Here is a 16,194-nt window from a genome sequence, read left to right on the forward strand (position 1 = left end):
GATAGCCCTGGGAATACCTGTGAAAAACCCTAAAAAACTTGAAAATTTCTTAAAACTTGAAAATTTCTTTGCGGAGGTAAGGCATGAAGCATCTTGTCTGGCTTGATGAAGTGGGCATTGAGGACATACCACTGGTAGGGGGCAAAAACGCCTCTCTTGGTGAGATGATAAGAAACCTGTCCTCTCTTGGTGTAAACGTGCCCTATGGCTTTGTGGTCACCTCTGAAGCCTATTATGAATTCATAAGGTATAACCACCTTGAAGAGGAGATAAGAAAAATCCTGCGTGGGCTTGACCCAAAGGACGTGGTGGACCTTGCAAAAAGAGGCCATCAGATAAGAGAGCTCATAAAGGGTGGAGAATTTCCAAAGGAGATTGAAGAGGGAATAAAGACATACTATCAGAGGCTTTCGGAAAGGTATGGCTCCTTTGCCGTTGATGTGGCGGTGCGTTCTTCAGCCACTGCAGAAGACCTGCCTCATGCCTCCTTTGCAGGACAGCAGGAAACCTACCTGAATGTGGTGGGAGCGGAGAACGTGCTCACTGCGGTAAAGAATGGCTTTGCCTCCCTCTTTACCGACAGAGCCATATCCTACAGAGAATCCTTTGGCTTTGACCATTTCAGGGTTGGCATAGCCATGGGAGTTCAGAAGATGGTCAGGTCAGACATGGGTGCCTCTGGTGTAATGTTCACCCTTGACACAGAATCTGGCTTCAAGGATGTGGTGGTAATAAATGCCTCCTACGGACTTGGAGAGCTTCTGGTGCAGGGCATGGTAACCCCAGACGAATATATGGTCTTTAAGCCCACACTTCAGGCTGGATACTCGGCAATAATTGAGAAAAAGCTCGGAAGGAAGGATAGAAAGATGGTCTACGGCACAGGACAGGAGAGGGTAAAGGTGGTAAATGTATCCCTTCAGGAGCAGAAGCAGTTTGCCCTCTCTGACGACGAGATTCTTCAGCTTGCCAGATGGGGAATTCTCATAGAGGACTACTACTCAAGAAGGAACGGAAGGTGGATGCCCATGGACATAGAATGGGCAAAGGATGGTATCCTGAACCAGCTCTTTGTGGTGCAGGCAAGACCGGAAACGGTCCACTCAAGAAGGGAGGAGAATATTCTCAAGGTTTACAAGTTCACTCAGCCCATAGAGGAAAGAATCAAGAAGAGAATCGTATACGGCATTGCCGTTGGTGACAAGATAGCCCATGGAAAGGTAAGGGTCATACATGACCTTAAGGATGCAGGGCAGTTTCAGGAAGGGGAAATACTGGTTACCGACATAACAGACCCAGACTGGGAGCCCGTAATGAAGAAGGCTATGGGCATAATAACCAACAGGGGTGGAAGAACGGCCCATGCAGCCATAGTGGCAAGAGAGCTGGGAATCCCCGCCGTGGTTGGCACCCACAAGGCAACGGAGATACTCAAAACGGGCATGGAAGTGACCCTCTCCTGTGCGGAGGGTGAGATTGGTTATGTCTATGAAGGTTATGTGCCCTTTGAGGTGGAGGAGATAAACCTTCAGAACCTGCCAAGGACCAGCACCAAGATAATGATGAACGTGGGCAATCCTGAGTCTGCTTTCAGATATTCTTCTTTGCCCAACGACGGTGTTGGTCTTGCAAGAGAGGAGTTCATAATAGCCAATTACATAAAGGTCCATCCCCTTGCCCTTCTGCACTATGGAGAAATAAGAGAGCTCTACCAGGATCTCAGAACGCAGGGTCTTTTGGATGACAGGGGCAACGTGAGTATGGGCGTAATATACAGGTATGCAAAGCCACCGCTGTCTGAAAAACTTGCGAAGGGCAAGGACAGGAAGCAGGTCAACCTTCAGAAGCTCATAGAAGACATAGAAAGCCTGACCTTTGGATACGAGGACAAGGCCCAGTATTTTGTAAAGAAGCTCTCCTACGGAGTTGCAAAGATATCCTCCGCCTTTTATCCCAACCCCGTTATAGTTAGGTTTTCAGACTTCAAGTCCAACGAATACAGGGGGCTCATAGGTGGTGAGCTCTTTGAGCCGGAAGAGGAAAACCCCATGCTGGGCTGGAGGGGTGCTTCAAGGTATTACTCTGAGGTATACAAAGAGGCCTTTGGTCTTGAGTGCCAGGCAATCCTTAGGGTCCGTAACAAGATGGGCTTGACAAACACAAAAGTTATGATACCATTTTGTAGAACACCCGAGGAGGGAGAAAGGGTGCTTAAGGTGATGGAGGAATATGGACTGAGGAAGGGGGAGAATGGTCTTGAAGTTTATGTGATGGCTGAACTTCCAAGCAACGTCATACTTGCAGACAGGTTTGCAGAGATATTTGATGGCTTCTCCATAGGTTCCAATGACCTCACACAGCTCACCCTCGGACTTGACAGGGATTCGGGTCTTGTTGCCCACCTCTACGACGAGAGGAATGAGGCGGTAAAGAGGTTCATAGCCCACCTGATACAGGTTGCCAAGGAAAAGGGAAGAAAGGTGGGAATATGCGGCCAGGGACCTTCAGACTTTCCTGAGTTTGCCGTCTTTCTTGTGGAGCAGGGTATAGACAGCATATCCCTGAACCCAGACTCAGTGCTAAAAACCATGCTTGTGGTTGCCGATGCAGAAAACAGAATGAGGGAGATGGTGCCATGAACATAAGCCTTGCCTTTCCGCCCATACTGGGGGGAGTAAAGACCGTTGTTGGCATGCACTTTACAGACAGGGTTATAAGGCTACTGGAGCTGGGAAAGGATAGAAAGCCAGCATCTGAGCCTCTTGAGGTAAGCCTTGAGGGGAGGGATAAGGAAAGGGTGCTGAAGGAGCTTGTTCAGAGGCACGGACTTTCTGGCAAAAGGGTAGTTGCCTGCATACCCGTCAACGATGGGCTTCTCAAGTTCTACAAGTATCCCACAGCCATGAGTAAAAAAGACCTCCAGAGTGCCATAGAGTGGTCTATAAAGAGAGAGCTCTCCGCCATGAAGGAGGAAACCTACTATGACTACTTTATACTCGAGCCGAGTCCAGGAGACAAACAGATTGGTGTTGTCCTTGTTCTTTCACGCAAGGAAACCGTTGAAGGAATAAGAAACATGCTCCAGTCTGCGGGTCTAAAGCTCCATTCACTGGACTATGAGGTGGTGGCCATCATAAACTATGGACTCTATCACAGGCTTCCTGTGCCCTTCTCTGTTCTTTACATTGATTACAACTACTCCATACTCACCACCTATTCACCCACCAACATAAGCTACTACGTGACCTACTGGAGCTTTTCAGAATTTCTCAAAAGCAGAGACGAGGAATCTCTTGAGAGCTTCTTTGCTGAGATAAGAAACATAGTTGTCCTCAACGACCTCTCCAGCATGTATGTGGCAGGACCCATAATTGCAGAGGAGGAAATGCTTACCAGAATAATGGAAAACCTTCCCATACTGGGGCTTCTGGACCTTGAGGGGGTTAAGCCAAACTTCTTTATTCCGTATATACTAAGTATAAGGGGGATGGAAGGATGATTAAGATAAACCTTGCGAGGGTGAGGAAAGAAAGACCTGAGAAGGCTGTAGCCGTAGACATCGCAGCCATCAGAAGACTGAGGCTTCGGGACCTATTCAAGGCGGGCGGCGAGTATTACGCAGGGATTGTGCTCTGGATTGGAGTTGTGGCAGTTCTTGGATACTACTGGAAGGTAAATCAGGATGTGGATGCCCTAAAAGCTGAGCTTAACAGGCTGAACGCAGAGAAGGTAAAGCTTCAGACAGAGGCAAAGAGGTTTCTTGATGAGAAAAAGGCTGTGGAGGAAAGAATAGCAAGAATAAAGAAGGAGATTCAGGATATTGAGAGGAGTAAGGATATAATTCTTGGGCTGAAATCTTACTACGAACCTTTCAATTCGGGCTTTCTCTTCTACACCTCTTACGTGCCAAAGGCTTCATGGGTCAGCTCTTACAGGCAGAACCTTGACCTGGACAGGCAGATGCTCGTAACAGAGCTTGAAGTTAATTCCCTTGACTACAACAGCCTCAGCAACTACGGTAAGACCCTCGGGACAGGCTCTCAGAGGGTAATGCTCACACAGTTGGAGAGAAAACTCAATCCCCATGGTTTTGAATACTACAGCATAAAGCTGAATACAGAGAGAGAGCTTCAGGAAGGGAGGTAAGATATGGAGAGGCTCGTAGCACAGCTTAAGGCGCTTCCACCGTGGCAGAGGTACGCCATTCTTATATTAATACCCCTTGCTCTCATTCTCTATCTCTGGTTTATGATGGTCACGCCGGCTCTTGATGAAAGAAGCAAGCTTGAGATGGATGTTAGGAATCTTAAGGCGGATATAGAGAGGATAAAGGCTGGTATAGACCCAAAGATAATGGAGGGTTTGAAAAGGCAGGAGGAGGATTTGAGGGCAGAATACTCAAAAAAGTATGAGGAGCTCATTAACCTTGTGGGTGAAATACCCACGGAGAAGGACATGGGTATCGTGCTCAGAAACATAGGTAACATAGCCAGAAAAAGCGGAGTGCTCATACTGGGGATGCAGGTTACAAAACCTGAAAAGGTTGAATACTACCTGGCTCAGGATGCGGAAAAGAAGCTCGTAAAGGAGGTTCCAAAGCCAAAGGAGGGTCAGCAGGCTCAGCAGCAAGCCCAGCAGCCTGCACAACAACAGCCTGCACAACAGCCCGTACAACAGCCTCAACAGAAAGTGGAAAGCGTGGCTTTTCTCAGAAGTGAGCTGAAGCTCTCCCTGACCGGGGACTACAGAGGGGTCAGAAACTTCCTTGAAGGGCTCAGAAAAGAGGGTATAATATCCTACCCTTCCAGCCTCAACCTCATCAACGAAGGCAACAGGGTCAGGACAGAAATAAACCTTTATTTACTCATAAAGGAGGGAAAGGAGCTATGAGAAAACTTATTATTACTCTTCTTTCCATAACAGGTCTCTCCTATTCTCAGCAACCCTTTCAGAGCCTTGAGGGTGCTGTGGGCTACATAGTGGTGGAAAGGGGTGGAAAGGTTGAAAACTATGTGGTTGTTGAGGGCAAGGACGGTTCTGTAAGAACGGTAAAAGTGGACAAAAATCCCGCTCAGTTCATGAAAAAGACCGAAGAACCAAGGGAAGGAGGTAGGAAATGAAAAGGTTGCTGAGTCTGCTGACTGTTCTTCTTTTTGTAAGTCTCTCATACTCCCAGACCATAAGGGAGATGAGGTTTGAGAACGTGAAGTTAGAGATAGTCCTCAAGGCACTTTCTGAAGTTTCGGGCATGAACATAATATTTGACCCTGCCATATCTCAGGAGCTTCAGAAGACCGTGAGTGTTGCCATATACAGACCTGTACCGGTCGGCGAGGCTATGAACATAGTTCTGAAAACCCACGGGCTTATAGCCGTGCCAGCAGACACGAAAGTTTTCAGGATAACGAAGGCAGGAGACATAACCTTTGATATAGCTGGCTATACAGATACACAGGTAAAGGAACTTATAGACCTCCTGAAGGCAAGAGTGAGCCCCTCCGCAGAAATTGTCATAGACAGGACACTCAAAAAGGTCTTTGTGAGAGACGAAATCTCAAAGATAGAACAGCTCAGAAAACTTCAAAAGGATATTGAAAGGGCAAGCCTTCGGGCGGAGGTAAAAGAAGAATACATCACCAGAGTCTTTTACATAAGAAGGGACATATCCTACAAAGACATATCAAAGGCCCTTCAGGAGCTAAAGATAAAAGACATGACCATAACTGAAGCTCCAGAATTCAACGCCCTTATAATTTCAGCCCGCAGGAGCGACCTTGAAAGGGTGGAAAAAGCCCTTGAAAAGTATGTAATGGATACAAGAATAGAAAAGCCCATTCTTACAAAAGCTCTTTATGTAAAGTATGTGCCTGCGGATGAATTCAGAAGGATAATACAACCAATGCTATCAGAAGTAGGCGAGGTCTACATTCTTGGAACTGGTATTGCGGTAACAGTGGCTGAGGAGAGGGAGCTAAGAGAGCTCCAGCAGAGGGCACAGGCAATAGCGGAGAGGCTCAGAGAAGCAACCCCTGAGGAAAGGACGCTGCTTCAGCAACAGCTCCAGCAACTTCAGCAGAGACAGCAGGAGATTCAGAGGGTGCTTCAGGCACCTGCGGGACAGAGGGGTGACAGCGTGCGTATAGGTGACAGATTTCCAGATTCTGAGGATTTGGCAAGAATAGGACCTGAATACAGAAAAGACAAGTCCGCAAGGGTAATATTCCAGAATGCGGTCATAGTGAGAGACTATGCGGACGTGGTATACAGAGTTATGGAAAGGTACAGGGACATTGTCTCAGAACAACCACTTCAGATAAAGATAGAGGCAAGGGTTGTGGAACTCTCTTCCAGTGCGGTGAGGGAGCTTGGTATAAACTGGAACGCTCTTCTCTCTCAAGCAAGGGTGCCTCAATTCTGGAGTGGTGGAGGTGGCTCCAATCTGGGAATAGGTGTGTCTCCAGCGCCTGGAACGCTCTTTGGAGTACCTCAATATCTCTCTCCGGGTCTTTCCACAACTCCCGGTGGCATACTCGCCTTTACCTTCCAGAGGGGTATTCTGAACGCACTAAACCTGAGACTTTCCGCCTACGAGCAGGTGCAGAAGGCAAAGACGCTTTCAAAGCCTGTGGTAGTAACACTGAACGGAGAGCCTGCAATAATACAGAGTGTTCTTGAATTCCCTATCAGAAGAGTCACAGTGGTGCCCGGTGGAACAGCTACAGTGGACATACAGTACAAGAGAATACCGGTTTACCTTACCGTGACACCTGTTATCCTGCCCGAGGGTAATCTCATGCTGGATATAACCATTAACAAGTCTGAAATAGTCAAGCTTGAACAGATACAACTTGAGACGGGTTCTGTTTTTGACATACCCACTGTCCAGAGCCAGAGGGCGGACACAAAGGTGATAGTAAAAGATGGAGACCTCGTAGTGCTCGGGGGACTTGTCAAGGCGTTGGACAAAACCACAGAAAGAGGCATTCCTGGTCTCATGAGAGTTCCCTTCTTCAGGTGGCTCTTTATGGAGCAGAGGACGGAGAAAGAGGATTCTGAGCTTCTTATCTTTATACAGCCCACCCTTATAAGCCAGTAGGGGCTTATATTTATAGGTGGAGGATGCGGTGAACCTGACAGAGGTTGTAACCATCATCTCTGCTATAACTGTGGTTGTTGGCATAGCGGTAAGTCTGCTAAATAAGAGAATAGAAGATACCAACAGGCGTATTGACGAGCTCAGGCAGGACATGGACAGGAGGTTTACAGAACTCAAGCAGGACACTGACAGGAGGTTCACGGAGCTGAAGGAAGAGATACGGGAGATTCGTTTACTCCTCTACAAAGTCCTTGAGGTGCCTCACAAGGAGGAAAAGGAATGAACCTCACAGAGGTAATAACCATAATATCTGCCATCACTGTAGTAGTAGGTATTGCAGTGAGCCCGCTGAATAAGAGAATAGACGATACCAATAGACGAATTGATGAGCTCAGGCAGGATATGGACTGAAGGTTTACAGAACTAAAGGAGGAAATAAGAGAAATCCGTATGCTTTTATACAAAGTGCTTGAGGTTTCCCACAAGGGGGACGTGGAGTAGCCCTTTTTCGTGAAATTTTCGTGAAGTCTCTTGACATATCTCATATGCGGAGTAAACTATTATCATCCTCCGAATGCCCGGGCAGGGGAGGAAATACTCTAAAGGAGGGTTTACCATGAGAGCAATCTACGAAGCGACCGCAAGGTCAGCAAAGGCAAACAGGGGTTTCACCCTGATTGAGCTTCTTGTGGTCATAGCCATCATAGCCATACTTGCAGCCATAGCCATACCAGCCTTCGACCAGTACAGGGAAAGGTCACAGAAGGCAGCAGCCATAGCCAACGCAAGACAGTGCCTCACAGCCTATGCAGCAATTGAGGCAGGTGTAAGCACGCAAGTTCCAGCCGGTTGTCAAGGAGATGTAACCTCTTGCACCTGCACTGTAGGACAGCAGAGCGCTACATGCACAGTCGCTCAGGGCGGAGTGAACTGCCAGTAATATGAATCTTTCCTAAGCCCCCATCCGGGGGCTTTTTTGCTTTTGGGGGTTGAAAATGAGAACGGCGAGGGGTTTTACACTCGTTGAGCTTCTTGTGGCAATTGCCATTCTTGTTGTTCTTGTTTCCATTGCCATCGCCTTTTTTGGAGATGCCATAAGAAAGTCCTACAGGGCTTCTGCACTGGCTAATGCCAGAGTCTGTCTGTCGGAATATTCAGCTTCAACAGTAGAAAACGACCCATACACTCCACCTGCAGGTTGTACTCTTTCTGCTGATGGCTCATCCTGCACCTGCACAGTTTCTGGACTTGTGGGTTCAGTTACATGCACCCTCGGTGATGGCGGTTCTGTGAGCTGTCAGTAGGTTTGATTCTAAATAATCTATCTAAAACCTGCAGGTTTCCTCCCTTTCTTTTTCAGGATATACAGAAGACAGGGACTGATTCTTGATGACTATTAGCCTGGTCTGGGATGGGTCTGAAGAATATAAGGGACCGCAGAGGGTCCCGTGCCTTTCAGTAGGTGGTGGTCTTTGTCTGAATGAAGGGCACTCCAGCGGTCACGTTGGCACAGAGCGGTGGTTTCACAAAGCTGAACATGTTGCTGAGGTTCCTTACGACCTGAGAATTGAACCATATTTCAAAGTTACCGCTTATGTCTATCCTGTTGTTGGCGTTTTGACCTGTTGAATTGACTATTAACATCCCGTTTATGTCAAAGGTTCCATTTCCAGAACCTATGGAGAACTGTCTGCTGTTGCTGGTTGCGAAAACAAGACCGTTTATCTCCGCCGTGCCATTCCTGCTTATGACCATGTTGTTGTCGGTTATTATGAGAACAGGATTCTGTTCGGAACCGAGAGCACTCTGTGAGTTGAGGTCTATGTAAAAGCAACCGTTTGCTGGCGGGTCTGAACAGCTCGTGGCATTCCCTCCGCCAGTGTATAAAAGACCGCCATTCCATCTTATGTTCCGGTCATTCAGATGGATGTTGTACGCAAAGACGTTTACATTGTTGACCCTAAGACCATTTCCACCATCTTCCACTCTGCCACTCGCAACAAGCGTTAGATTCTGGCCGTTTACTGTTCCATTTCCAAGGTTTACGTTGCTGGCCGAGACTACACCTCCACCGGTGAATGTTCCAGAAAAGCTAAGATTTGCGTTGTTTCCAAGGTTTACCCTTTCACATATGGCCTGGGTGGCGTTGCCCTGTCTTTTTTCGTAGGCGGTGCCGTTCCATACAAAGCTTACAGCGTTATTTCCAGAGCCACAGGATATTGTGTTTCCTGAGGCAGTGCAACTGCTGAAGTTGTTGTTAACGCATTCCTGTGGAAGTCCGGCGGTTGAGAGGCTTGGTCTTCCATCGGTTGCAAAGCTCACTCCGAAGTTTCTTGATAAGAGGTCAAGAAGCTCAGCTCTGTTTCTTGCTCCGTCAAAGACATCTCTTGTCAGGTCCGTTCCAGGGGGAAAGGCGCTGGGTACATAAGGGTCCACAAGGGCTGTTGTTCCTCGCGGGTTATTCGGACATCTCTGAACCTCGTTTTCTCTTGGTGGGTTCTGCACCAGATTTCCTGTCAGAAGAGCCGACGTCCTGCACTGTTCTTCACAGCTGGCTATTGCTCCGGAGCCACCAAGATTTATGCCATCAAGCTCTAAAAAGTTGGCGGCTCCAAGGTTTGCATAGGTCCTTGCTGTGAGCACAGCAACCTTGACCACCCTTGCGTTTCCAATAGTTGCCCTTGACCACACAAAACATGCACCGCCCGCATCAGCTGTCTGAACCTCTACGCTTGCACCGTTGTAGTTCATTGTTCCACCAATGTTTGCACATTCAGCGCCATCAAATCTTCTTCTTGTTGCCTCCATTATTCCTGCGTTCGCAGCCTTTTCTGCAAGATGCCATCTGGATTCAGAGGTTATGGACCTAAAGCCCATCTCCGTCATATACATGCCCGCCATACCCATGATAAGCACCACAACCGCTATCACGAGCGTTGTGGCAAGAGCAAAGCCTTTTTCTCTCATGGCTATCACCTCCCGTAATACCTTGTTATCTGATACTGCCTGCCGTCTGCACTGAGGAAGGTGGCATCCACCCTGACAGACCTGCCCTGAGCCTGCACGCTGAAGTTCTGAACCCTTCCTATTCGGACTGCGTTCTCGTTATCCGTGCAGTTGCCAGCCATGTCCACCCTGTCCATCACGAGCCAATCACCATCCATACGTATGGTGATTCTGTGTGGCACACGGGTTATGTAGTCCCCGGCTCCCAGGTTGACATTGTTCCCCAGGTTTGCAGGTATGCTTACCGTATTCATACCCGTCATACAGTCTGGCTGATTCAGTGAGCCCCCAAGAGAGACCACTACAGGTCGCCCGTTGTTATCATATCCCGGCTTTATTCTTGCGTTGTGCCATACATAATAGCAGTTCTGATTTGCCCCGGTGTTTAGCCTGCAACTTATCACAGTTGCGTTGTTACCGCTTACGGCTCTTACAAACCCTATTCCGTAAAGGTTGGCATAAAAGGTCACCGAGCTACCTGCAATGTCCATACACATGGGGTCCTGTGGTGGATACTGGTTGTTGCAGGGGGGTATGAGATTGGGGTTTATGTTGCATACGTTGTTCTGGTCTGTAGTGTTTCCAGGGCAGGGTACTCCAGCCCCCCATCTTGAGAAAAGGAACTCAAGGGTGGTTATAGCATTCCTTACATCCTCGCTCATCTCAGAAACATCCCTGTTCCCCCTGAAAGCTCTGTTTGAGCCTATGAACATGCTTGCCACTGCGCCAAGTATGATGGTAGCAACCACTATGGCTACAAGAAGTTCAACGAGAGATATACCTCTGTTTTTCATGACATTCACCTCAATCAAATCTGCACACTATATCTGTAAGACTGAAGCTCCTGCCCTCAGCGGATGCTGTTGCGGTCACAGTGCTACAGGAATTGATACGGGGATTACAGCTTCCACTCACGCTGATTGATACATTAAAGCGATTGCACTGTATGTTGCCCACAGCGTTTCCACCTCTGCATGCTTCTATGGCTGAGCTCGCCGCCTGCACTAAACAGGTCTGAAGTATGTTCTGCCTGTTGTATATACCGAAGAAAGTAAGAAGCCCTGCTATGCCCACGGCAACTATAAAGGTTATGAGCACCGCCACAAGACCTTCCACGAGAGTAAAGCCTCTCATTGACATGACCCCCTTACTATTGATGGGCCAAAGCCCCTTATGGTGTATCTTACGCATCTTCCTGTATCTGTTCTTCTCACATCTACTGTGGCATCAGAGGTGTTTATGGCGAGACCCCTCGGGTCAAACCCGGTAACACCATTAGCGTTTATCTGCACAAATTGGGCGTCAGACTCTGCAACACTTACACTTCTTACTACATCTCCACCACATGTCAAGTTTCTTGATACTCCAATATTATAGACGGCAATTCCATTTCCTGATTGACATATGCTTGTGTTTACACCCCTTTCTATTGCAACCATTCTTGCCCACTTGAGGGTGCTTTCTACCTGAAGCACGTATTCCTGATACTTGTAAGCTCTGTAGTATTCCCTTACAAAGGGTATGGCTATGCCCGCAAGAATGGCGATGATAGCCACCACTATGAGAAGTTCTATGAGGCTAAAGCCCTTTTTCATCTCCACACCTTCCTTGCACATTTAGTTTAAGGCTACGAAAGATACTCTGCGTGAAGGCATCGTGAAACTACTGACAGTTGGTTCCAGTGCATGTTCCCCTTCTTATAAGCCCCCTTAGAGGCTGTAAGGTGTAGCATTCACATCGCTCAGTATCAGTTCGCCTGACGAACACGGTGCTGCTAAATATGGCAAATCCTCTCGGGTCAAAGGCTGAGCCTCCACCCGTGGCATTCAGTTGGACAAAGTTGTCCATTATCTCCACTTTTCTCATCCCATCTCCGTTGCATATGCCAGACCTCCTTGTCCCCATATCGTGAAGGGTGAGCATGTTGCTCTGCACGCATATGCCCACATTTATGCCCCTTTCCATGGCTATGAGTCTTGCCCACTTTATGGTGCTTTCTACCTGAAGCACATACTCGTTATATTTGTATGCCCTGTAGTACTCCCCCACGAGGGGTATGGCTACGCCCGCAAGTATTGCCACTATAGTAATTGCTATAAAAAGCTCAACGAGACTTAACCCTCTTCTCCCCATGACTGCTTTACCTCCAGAGCTTTTACGGCTTATATTTTAATACATGAAAACAAAAAACAAACTCACAGCTGAGGAATTTTTCAAACTCTACCCGGAAGAGAGTAGAGTGGAGCTTATTGAAGGGGAGGTTTACGAAATGCCGGCACCCAACTTTAAGCATCAGCTCATAGTGGTAAGGATACTCTCAGCTCTTCTGAAGCACCCAGAGGCAAGGGACAGAACAGTTCCATCACCCATTGATGTGGTACTTTCAGAGACCCTCGTTCTCCAGCCCGATATAGTTTACGTGTCTGACCCTTCAAAGGTAAGAGACAGAATATACGGCTCTCCAGACCTTGTGGTGGAGGTAGTGTCTCCTTCAACCTTTAAAAGGGACATAACCGACAAGATGAAAATTTACGAAAAACACGGAGTGAAAGAATACTGGCTCGTGTTTCCCTTAGAGAAGACCATAATGGTCTATACGCTCACAGAAAAGGGTTATGAGCTCTTTTCTTATGCCACAGAAAAAGGAAAGGTCAGGTCAGGGGTTCTTGAGGGCTTTGAGCTGGAAGTGGAGGAGGTGTTTGGAGGGTTGTGATGGAGGCAAAGACAAAACTGACCGCTGAGGAGTTCTTCAGGCTATATCCGGAAGAGTCCAGAGTAGAGCTTGTTGAAGGGAAGGTCTATGAGATGCCAGCACCGAGCCTTATACATCAAGAAATTCTGATGAGGATTGCTTCTGCCATGAAGTCTTTCGTGAAGGAAAGGACTTACGGTAATGTGTTTGTGGCTCCGGTTGATGTTGTCTTCTCGGAAAATACAGTGCTTCAGCCGGATGTGGTATGGGCAAGGGAATTCTCCTTTTCTAGCCCGAGAATAGACAGGGTGCCAGAGCTGGTTGTTGAGATAGTCTCACCTTCCACAATCATAAGAGACCTGACTGATAAAATGAAAATATACGAAAAGAGCGGGGTACAGGAATACTGGCTTGTTCTGCCACTTGAAAAGGTTATAATCGTTTACACACTTACATCAGAAGGTTACAGGCTCTATTCGTCAGCAACAGATAGAGGAAAAGTCCAGTCTAAAGTTCTCGAGGGTTTTGAGCTTGCTGTAGAAGAAGTTTTTGAAGGGTTTTAAGGACTTATATCTTCAGACCCGTCCAGCCCTTACACATAGCGTAGCCAAGAGCCTGAATTCCGCTTCTCCAGTTGATATAAATCATTATGAGAAGCCTTTCACAGCCCTTAAAATAAGAGCAAAACCCATAAGGAGGTAAAATCATGGCACAGACTGTTAACCTAAAGGGCAATCCCGTTGCTCTGTGTGGACCTGCTCTCAAGGTGGGAGACGATGCCCCTGTGGCATACGTAGTTACAAAAGACCTTCAGGAGATAGCTGTGGGAGGTCCCGGCGATAAGGTGCAGGTCATAGTCACCGTTCCATCCCTTGATACCCCCGTGTGTGAGACGGAGACAAAAAAGTTCAACGAGCTCATGGCTGGTATGAACGGAGTTGCGGTATGCGTCATATCCATGGACCTGCCCTTTGCACAGAAGAGGTTCTGCGAGAGCTTCAACATAGGCAACGTGGTGGTGGCTTCTGACTTCAGATACAGGGATATGGAAAAGTATGGCGTCCTAATATCTGAGGGTGCCCTCAAGGGCATTCTTGCAAGGGCTGTCTTTGTAGTGGACAGGGAGGGCAAAATCGCCTACATACAGCTTGTGCCCGAAATCACTCAGGAGCCCAATTACGATGAGGTGGTCTCAAAGGTAAAGGAACTTCTCTAATACTTTAACATGGGGGCTTCTGCCCCCATCCAGCCTATATTTAACCTTATGGAAACAAAAACAAAGCTCACCGCAGAGGAGTTTTTCAGACTCTATCCCGAAGAGTCCAGAGTGGAGCTCATAGAAGGGGAGGTCTACGAGATGCCCGCGCCAAGTGTTCACCATCAGAGAGTGCTTTTTTACATCTCAAGGAGTATGCAGGAATTAATTATGAAGCAGGATATTCAGGGTGAGGTCTTTATCTCTCCAGTGGACGTGGTGTTTTCAGAGGATACGGTTCTCCAGCCGGACATTGTCTATATGTCAGACCTTTCAGAAGTTAGAGACAGGATATACGCCTCTCCGGACCTTGTAGTGGAAATAGTCTCGCCTTCCACCTTCAAAAGGGATTTGACAGATAAGATGAAGCTTTACGAGAGATATGGTGTAAAAGAATACTGGCTTGTGTTTCCTTTAGAAAAGACCATAATGGTCTATGAGCTTACAGAAAAGGGTTATGAGCTCCTTTCCTATGCCACAGAGAAGGGCAAAGTAAAGTCAAGAGTCCTGCAGGGCTTTGAGCTGGAGGTGGAAGAGCTTTTTGGAGGTCTGTGATGGAGGTTAAAACAAGGCTGACCGCTGAGGAGTTTTTTAAACTCTATCCAGAGGAGAGCAGGGTTGAGCTCATTGACGGGGAGGTCTACGAAATGCCGGCGCCGAGCTTTATGCATCAACTGGTAGTATTGAGGATTGCATCAAACATGCTTTCATGGGTAGATAGCAGAAAGACTGGATTTGTAGTTGCATCACCTATTGATGTGGTGCTTTCAGAAGATATGGTGCTTCAGCCGGATATAGTCTATGTATCAGATACTTCCAAAGTAGGCAACAGAATACACGGCTCACCAGACCTTGTGGTGGAGGTGGTTTCACCTTCCACCCTCAAAAGAGACATAACCGATAAGATGAAAATTTACGAAAAACACCGCATTAAAGAATACTGGCTTGTCTTTCCTTTAGAAAAGACCATAATGGTCTATGAGCTTACAGAGAAGGGTTATGAGCTTTTTTCTTACGCTACAGAGAAGGGTAGGGTAAAGTCAAAGGTTCTCGAGGGCTTTGAGCTGGATGTGGAAGAGGTATTTACCTTATAATAGAAGGGAGGAGGTTTTATCGTGGAAAGGGAAAGGCTCTATTCAAAGAAGCTGAACGCTGGCAAAAGGACTTACTTTTTTGACATTAAGAAGGGCAGGGACGGTTCTGCCTACCTGATAATCACAGAGCAGACTGAGGACAAGAAGAACAGGCTAATGGTCTTTGAGGACAGGGCAGAAGAGTTCATGCAGGCACTGCAGGAAGCCCTGGGCAAGATGAAAGAGGTGAAATAAACAGACAATTCGCAGGAGGTTGGGGCATGAAGTTGCTTCTCTTTCTCTTACCAATGGCCAGCTTTGCCCTTGAAGATTGTAGACCCTCCATAAGTCTTGAACAGGCAATAAACAACGCAAGGCAACATGTGGGGAATGTCCAGTCCGCTCAGCTATCTCAGAACAGAAAAACGGGAGAGTGTTTCTACAGAGTTAGGGGGTCTGAGGGCACTGCGGTGATAGATGCAAGGGATGGAAAGCTGCTTAAGTTTACCAGAAGGCGATAAGTCTATTTTGAGGGTCTGAAGGCTTTGACCTTTGTCTCGTCGGTGGTTATGTATGGACCTCCTATGAGGTCTATGCAGTAAGGCACTGCAGGGAAGACGGCATCAAGACATACCTTTATGGATTGAGGCTTTCCCGGCAGGTTTATTATGAGAGTCCGGTTTCTTATTCCTGCTGTCTGGCGTGAGAGTATGGCAGTGGGAACCTGCTTTAGAGATACCGCCCTCATGAGCTCACCAAATCCAGGAAGCATCTTCTGGCACACCGCTTCTGTAGCCTCAGGCGTCACATCCCTGGGCGCTGGTCCCGTCCCGCCTGTGGTGAGTATCAGGCAACAGCCCTCCACATCTGACATATGGATGAGTGCACCCTCTATTAGGTCCCTCTCGTCGGGAACTATACGATAAACCACCTCAAAAGGAGAGGTTATAACTTCGTTCACATACTCTATTATGTATTTACCGCTTATGTCCTCGTATTCTCCCCTGCTTGCCCTGTCAGAAATAGTGAGAACACCTATTTTTGCCTTTTCCATGGGTTAACATTATAAAAC

At 47.5% G+C, this 16,194-nt stretch carries 23 protein-coding genes; 17 read left to right on the plus strand and 6 right to left on the minus strand.

All coding sequences use genetic code 11. The features are described 5' to 3' along the window. Positions 1 to 83: 83 nt before the first annotated feature. The 10 genes from ppsA (at position 84) to WHS43_07470 (ending at position 8,400) form a co-directional block, all read left to right on the plus strand. Entirely contained in the window at positions 84 to 2,639 is a 2,556-nt protein-coding gene (ppsA, locus tag WHS43_07425; GenBank protein MEJ5339468.1) for a pyruvate, water dikinase, read from the plus strand. Next, entirely contained in the window at positions 2,636 to 3,499 is an 864-nt protein-coding gene (pilM, locus tag WHS43_07430; GenBank protein MEJ5339469.1) for a pilus assembly protein PilM, read from the plus strand. The genes ppsA and pilM overlap by 4 nt, the downstream gene beginning before the upstream one ends. Further along, the gene (locus WHS43_07435) at positions 3,496 to 4,146 is read left to right on the plus strand and encodes a hypothetical protein (GenBank protein ID MEJ5339470.1); all 651 of its coding nucleotides are present in this window, start codon (positions 3,496 to 3,498) and stop codon (positions 4,144 to 4,146) included. Before pilM ends, WHS43_07435 begins: the two co-directional genes overlap by 4 nt. Before the next feature lie 3 nt (positions 4,147 to 4,149). Then, positions 4,150 to 4,890, plus strand: coding sequence for a hypothetical protein (locus WHS43_07440; GenBank protein ID MEJ5339471.1), 741 nt, complete (start codon positions 4,150 to 4,152; stop codon positions 4,888 to 4,890). Continuing rightward, positions 4,887 to 5,120, plus strand: a complete 234-nt coding sequence (locus WHS43_07445; GenBank protein ID MEJ5339472.1) for a hypothetical protein — start codon at positions 4,887 to 4,889, stop codon at positions 5,118 to 5,120. The genes WHS43_07440 and WHS43_07445 overlap by 4 nt, the downstream gene beginning before the upstream one ends. Further along, positions 5,117 to 7,096 carry a pilus assembly protein gene (locus tag WHS43_07450; protein MEJ5339473.1) on the plus strand — a complete coding sequence of 660 codons (1,980 nt, stop codon included), beginning with the start codon at positions 5,117 to 5,119 and terminating at the stop codon, positions 7,094 to 7,096. The genes WHS43_07445 and WHS43_07450 overlap by 4 nt, the downstream gene beginning before the upstream one ends. A gap of 28 nt (positions 7,097 to 7,124) precedes the next feature. After that, complete coding sequence (locus tag WHS43_07455; GenBank protein MEJ5339474.1) at positions 7,125 to 7,379, plus strand: hypothetical protein; 255 nt, start codon at positions 7,125 to 7,127, stop codon at positions 7,377 to 7,379. After that, the gene (locus WHS43_07460; protein MEJ5339475.1) at positions 7,376 to 7,507 is read left to right on the plus strand and encodes a hypothetical protein; all 132 of its coding nucleotides are present in this window, start codon (positions 7,376 to 7,378) and stop codon (positions 7,505 to 7,507) included. The genes WHS43_07455 and WHS43_07460 overlap by 4 nt, the downstream gene beginning before the upstream one ends. 205 nt (positions 7,508 to 7,712) lie before the next feature. After that, positions 7,713 to 8,036, plus strand: coding sequence for a prepilin-type N-terminal cleavage/methylation domain-containing protein (locus tag WHS43_07465; GenBank protein MEJ5339476.1), 324 nt, complete (start codon positions 7,713 to 7,715; stop codon positions 8,034 to 8,036). A 55-nt stretch (positions 8,037 to 8,091) separates the two neighbouring features. Beyond that, a complete protein-coding gene (locus WHS43_07470) occupies positions 8,092 to 8,400 on the plus strand; it encodes a type II secretion system protein (protein MEJ5339477.1) in 309 nt (102 codons plus the stop codon). A 151-nt stretch (positions 8,401 to 8,551) separates the two neighbouring features. Here WHS43_07470 and WHS43_07475 read toward each other — a convergent pair whose 3' ends face one another. From WHS43_07475 to WHS43_07495, 5 genes are all read right to left on the minus strand, one after another. Continuing rightward, positions 8,552 to 10,063, minus strand: coding sequence for a hypothetical protein (locus tag WHS43_07475; GenBank protein MEJ5339478.1), 1,512 nt, complete (start codon positions 10,061 to 10,063; stop codon positions 8,552 to 8,554). 5 nt (positions 10,064 to 10,068) lie between these two features. Then, a complete protein-coding gene (locus tag WHS43_07480) occupies positions 10,069 to 10,896 on the minus strand; it encodes a prepilin-type N-terminal cleavage/methylation domain-containing protein (protein MEJ5339479.1) in 828 nt (275 codons plus the stop codon). Between the two features lie 10 nt (positions 10,897 to 10,906). After that, positions 10,907 to 11,236 carry a hypothetical protein gene (locus tag WHS43_07485; GenBank protein ID MEJ5339480.1) on the minus strand — a complete coding sequence of 110 codons (330 nt, stop codon included), beginning with the start codon at positions 11,234 to 11,236 and terminating at the stop codon, positions 10,907 to 10,909. Then, positions 11,233 to 11,697 carry a GspH/FimT family protein gene (locus WHS43_07490; GenBank protein MEJ5339481.1) on the minus strand — a complete coding sequence of 155 codons (465 nt, stop codon included), beginning with the start codon at positions 11,695 to 11,697 and terminating at the stop codon, positions 11,233 to 11,235. Before WHS43_07490 ends, WHS43_07485 begins: the two co-directional genes overlap by 4 nt. A 67-nt stretch (positions 11,698 to 11,764) precedes the next feature. Next, entirely contained in the window at positions 11,765 to 12,235 is a 471-nt protein-coding gene (locus tag WHS43_07495; GenBank protein MEJ5339482.1) for a prepilin-type N-terminal cleavage/methylation domain-containing protein, read from the minus strand. Positions 12,236 to 12,278: 43 nt separating this feature from the next. Here WHS43_07495 and WHS43_07500 point away from each other — a divergent pair, with 43 nt between their 5' ends. The 7 genes from WHS43_07500 (at position 12,279) to WHS43_07530 (ending at position 15,643) form a co-directional block, all read left to right on the plus strand. Next, a complete protein-coding gene (locus WHS43_07500) occupies positions 12,279 to 12,815 on the plus strand; it encodes a Uma2 family endonuclease (protein ID MEJ5339483.1) in 537 nt (178 codons plus the stop codon). Then, positions 12,815 to 13,357 (plus strand): Uma2 family endonuclease, encoded by a 543-nt coding sequence (locus WHS43_07505; protein ID MEJ5339484.1) that lies wholly within the window; start codon positions 12,815 to 12,817, stop codon positions 13,355 to 13,357. The genes WHS43_07500 and WHS43_07505 overlap by 1 nt, the downstream gene beginning before the upstream one ends. Positions 13,358 to 13,500: 143 nt before the next feature. Next, entirely contained in the window at positions 13,501 to 14,010 is a 510-nt protein-coding gene (gene tpx, locus WHS43_07510) for a thiol peroxidase (GenBank protein ID MEJ5339485.1), read from the plus strand. 48 nt (positions 14,011 to 14,058) lie between these two features. Continuing rightward, a complete protein-coding gene (locus WHS43_07515) occupies positions 14,059 to 14,604 on the plus strand; it encodes a Uma2 family endonuclease (protein MEJ5339486.1) in 546 nt (181 codons plus the stop codon). Beyond that, positions 14,604 to 15,143: a Uma2 family endonuclease gene (locus tag WHS43_07520; protein ID MEJ5339487.1), complete on the plus strand. Its 540-nt coding sequence runs from the start codon at positions 14,604 to 14,606 to the stop codon at positions 15,141 to 15,143. Before WHS43_07515 ends, WHS43_07520 begins: the two co-directional genes overlap by 1 nt. 21 nt (positions 15,144 to 15,164) lie before the next feature. After that, on the plus strand, positions 15,165 to 15,377 hold the full coding sequence (locus WHS43_07525; protein MEJ5339488.1) for a DUF3276 family protein: 213 nt from the start codon (positions 15,165 to 15,167) through the stop codon (positions 15,375 to 15,377). A gap of 26 nt (positions 15,378 to 15,403) precedes the next feature. Beyond that, complete coding sequence (locus WHS43_07530) at positions 15,404 to 15,643, plus strand: hypothetical protein (GenBank protein MEJ5339489.1); 240 nt, start codon at positions 15,404 to 15,406, stop codon at positions 15,641 to 15,643. 2 nt (positions 15,644 to 15,645) lie between these two features. Here the strand turns inward: WHS43_07530 and mog are convergent, their stop codons facing one another. Next, on the minus strand, positions 15,646 to 16,176 hold the full coding sequence (gene mog / locus WHS43_07535; GenBank protein ID MEJ5339490.1) for a molybdopterin adenylyltransferase: 531 nt from the start codon (positions 16,174 to 16,176) through the stop codon (positions 15,646 to 15,648). Positions 16,177 to 16,194 lie beyond the last annotated feature (18 nt).

The organism is Aquificaceae bacterium, assembly GCA_037481935.1.
In the GTDB taxonomy this organism is placed as follows: Bacteria; Aquificota; Aquificia; order Aquificales; family Aquificaceae; genus Pampinifervens.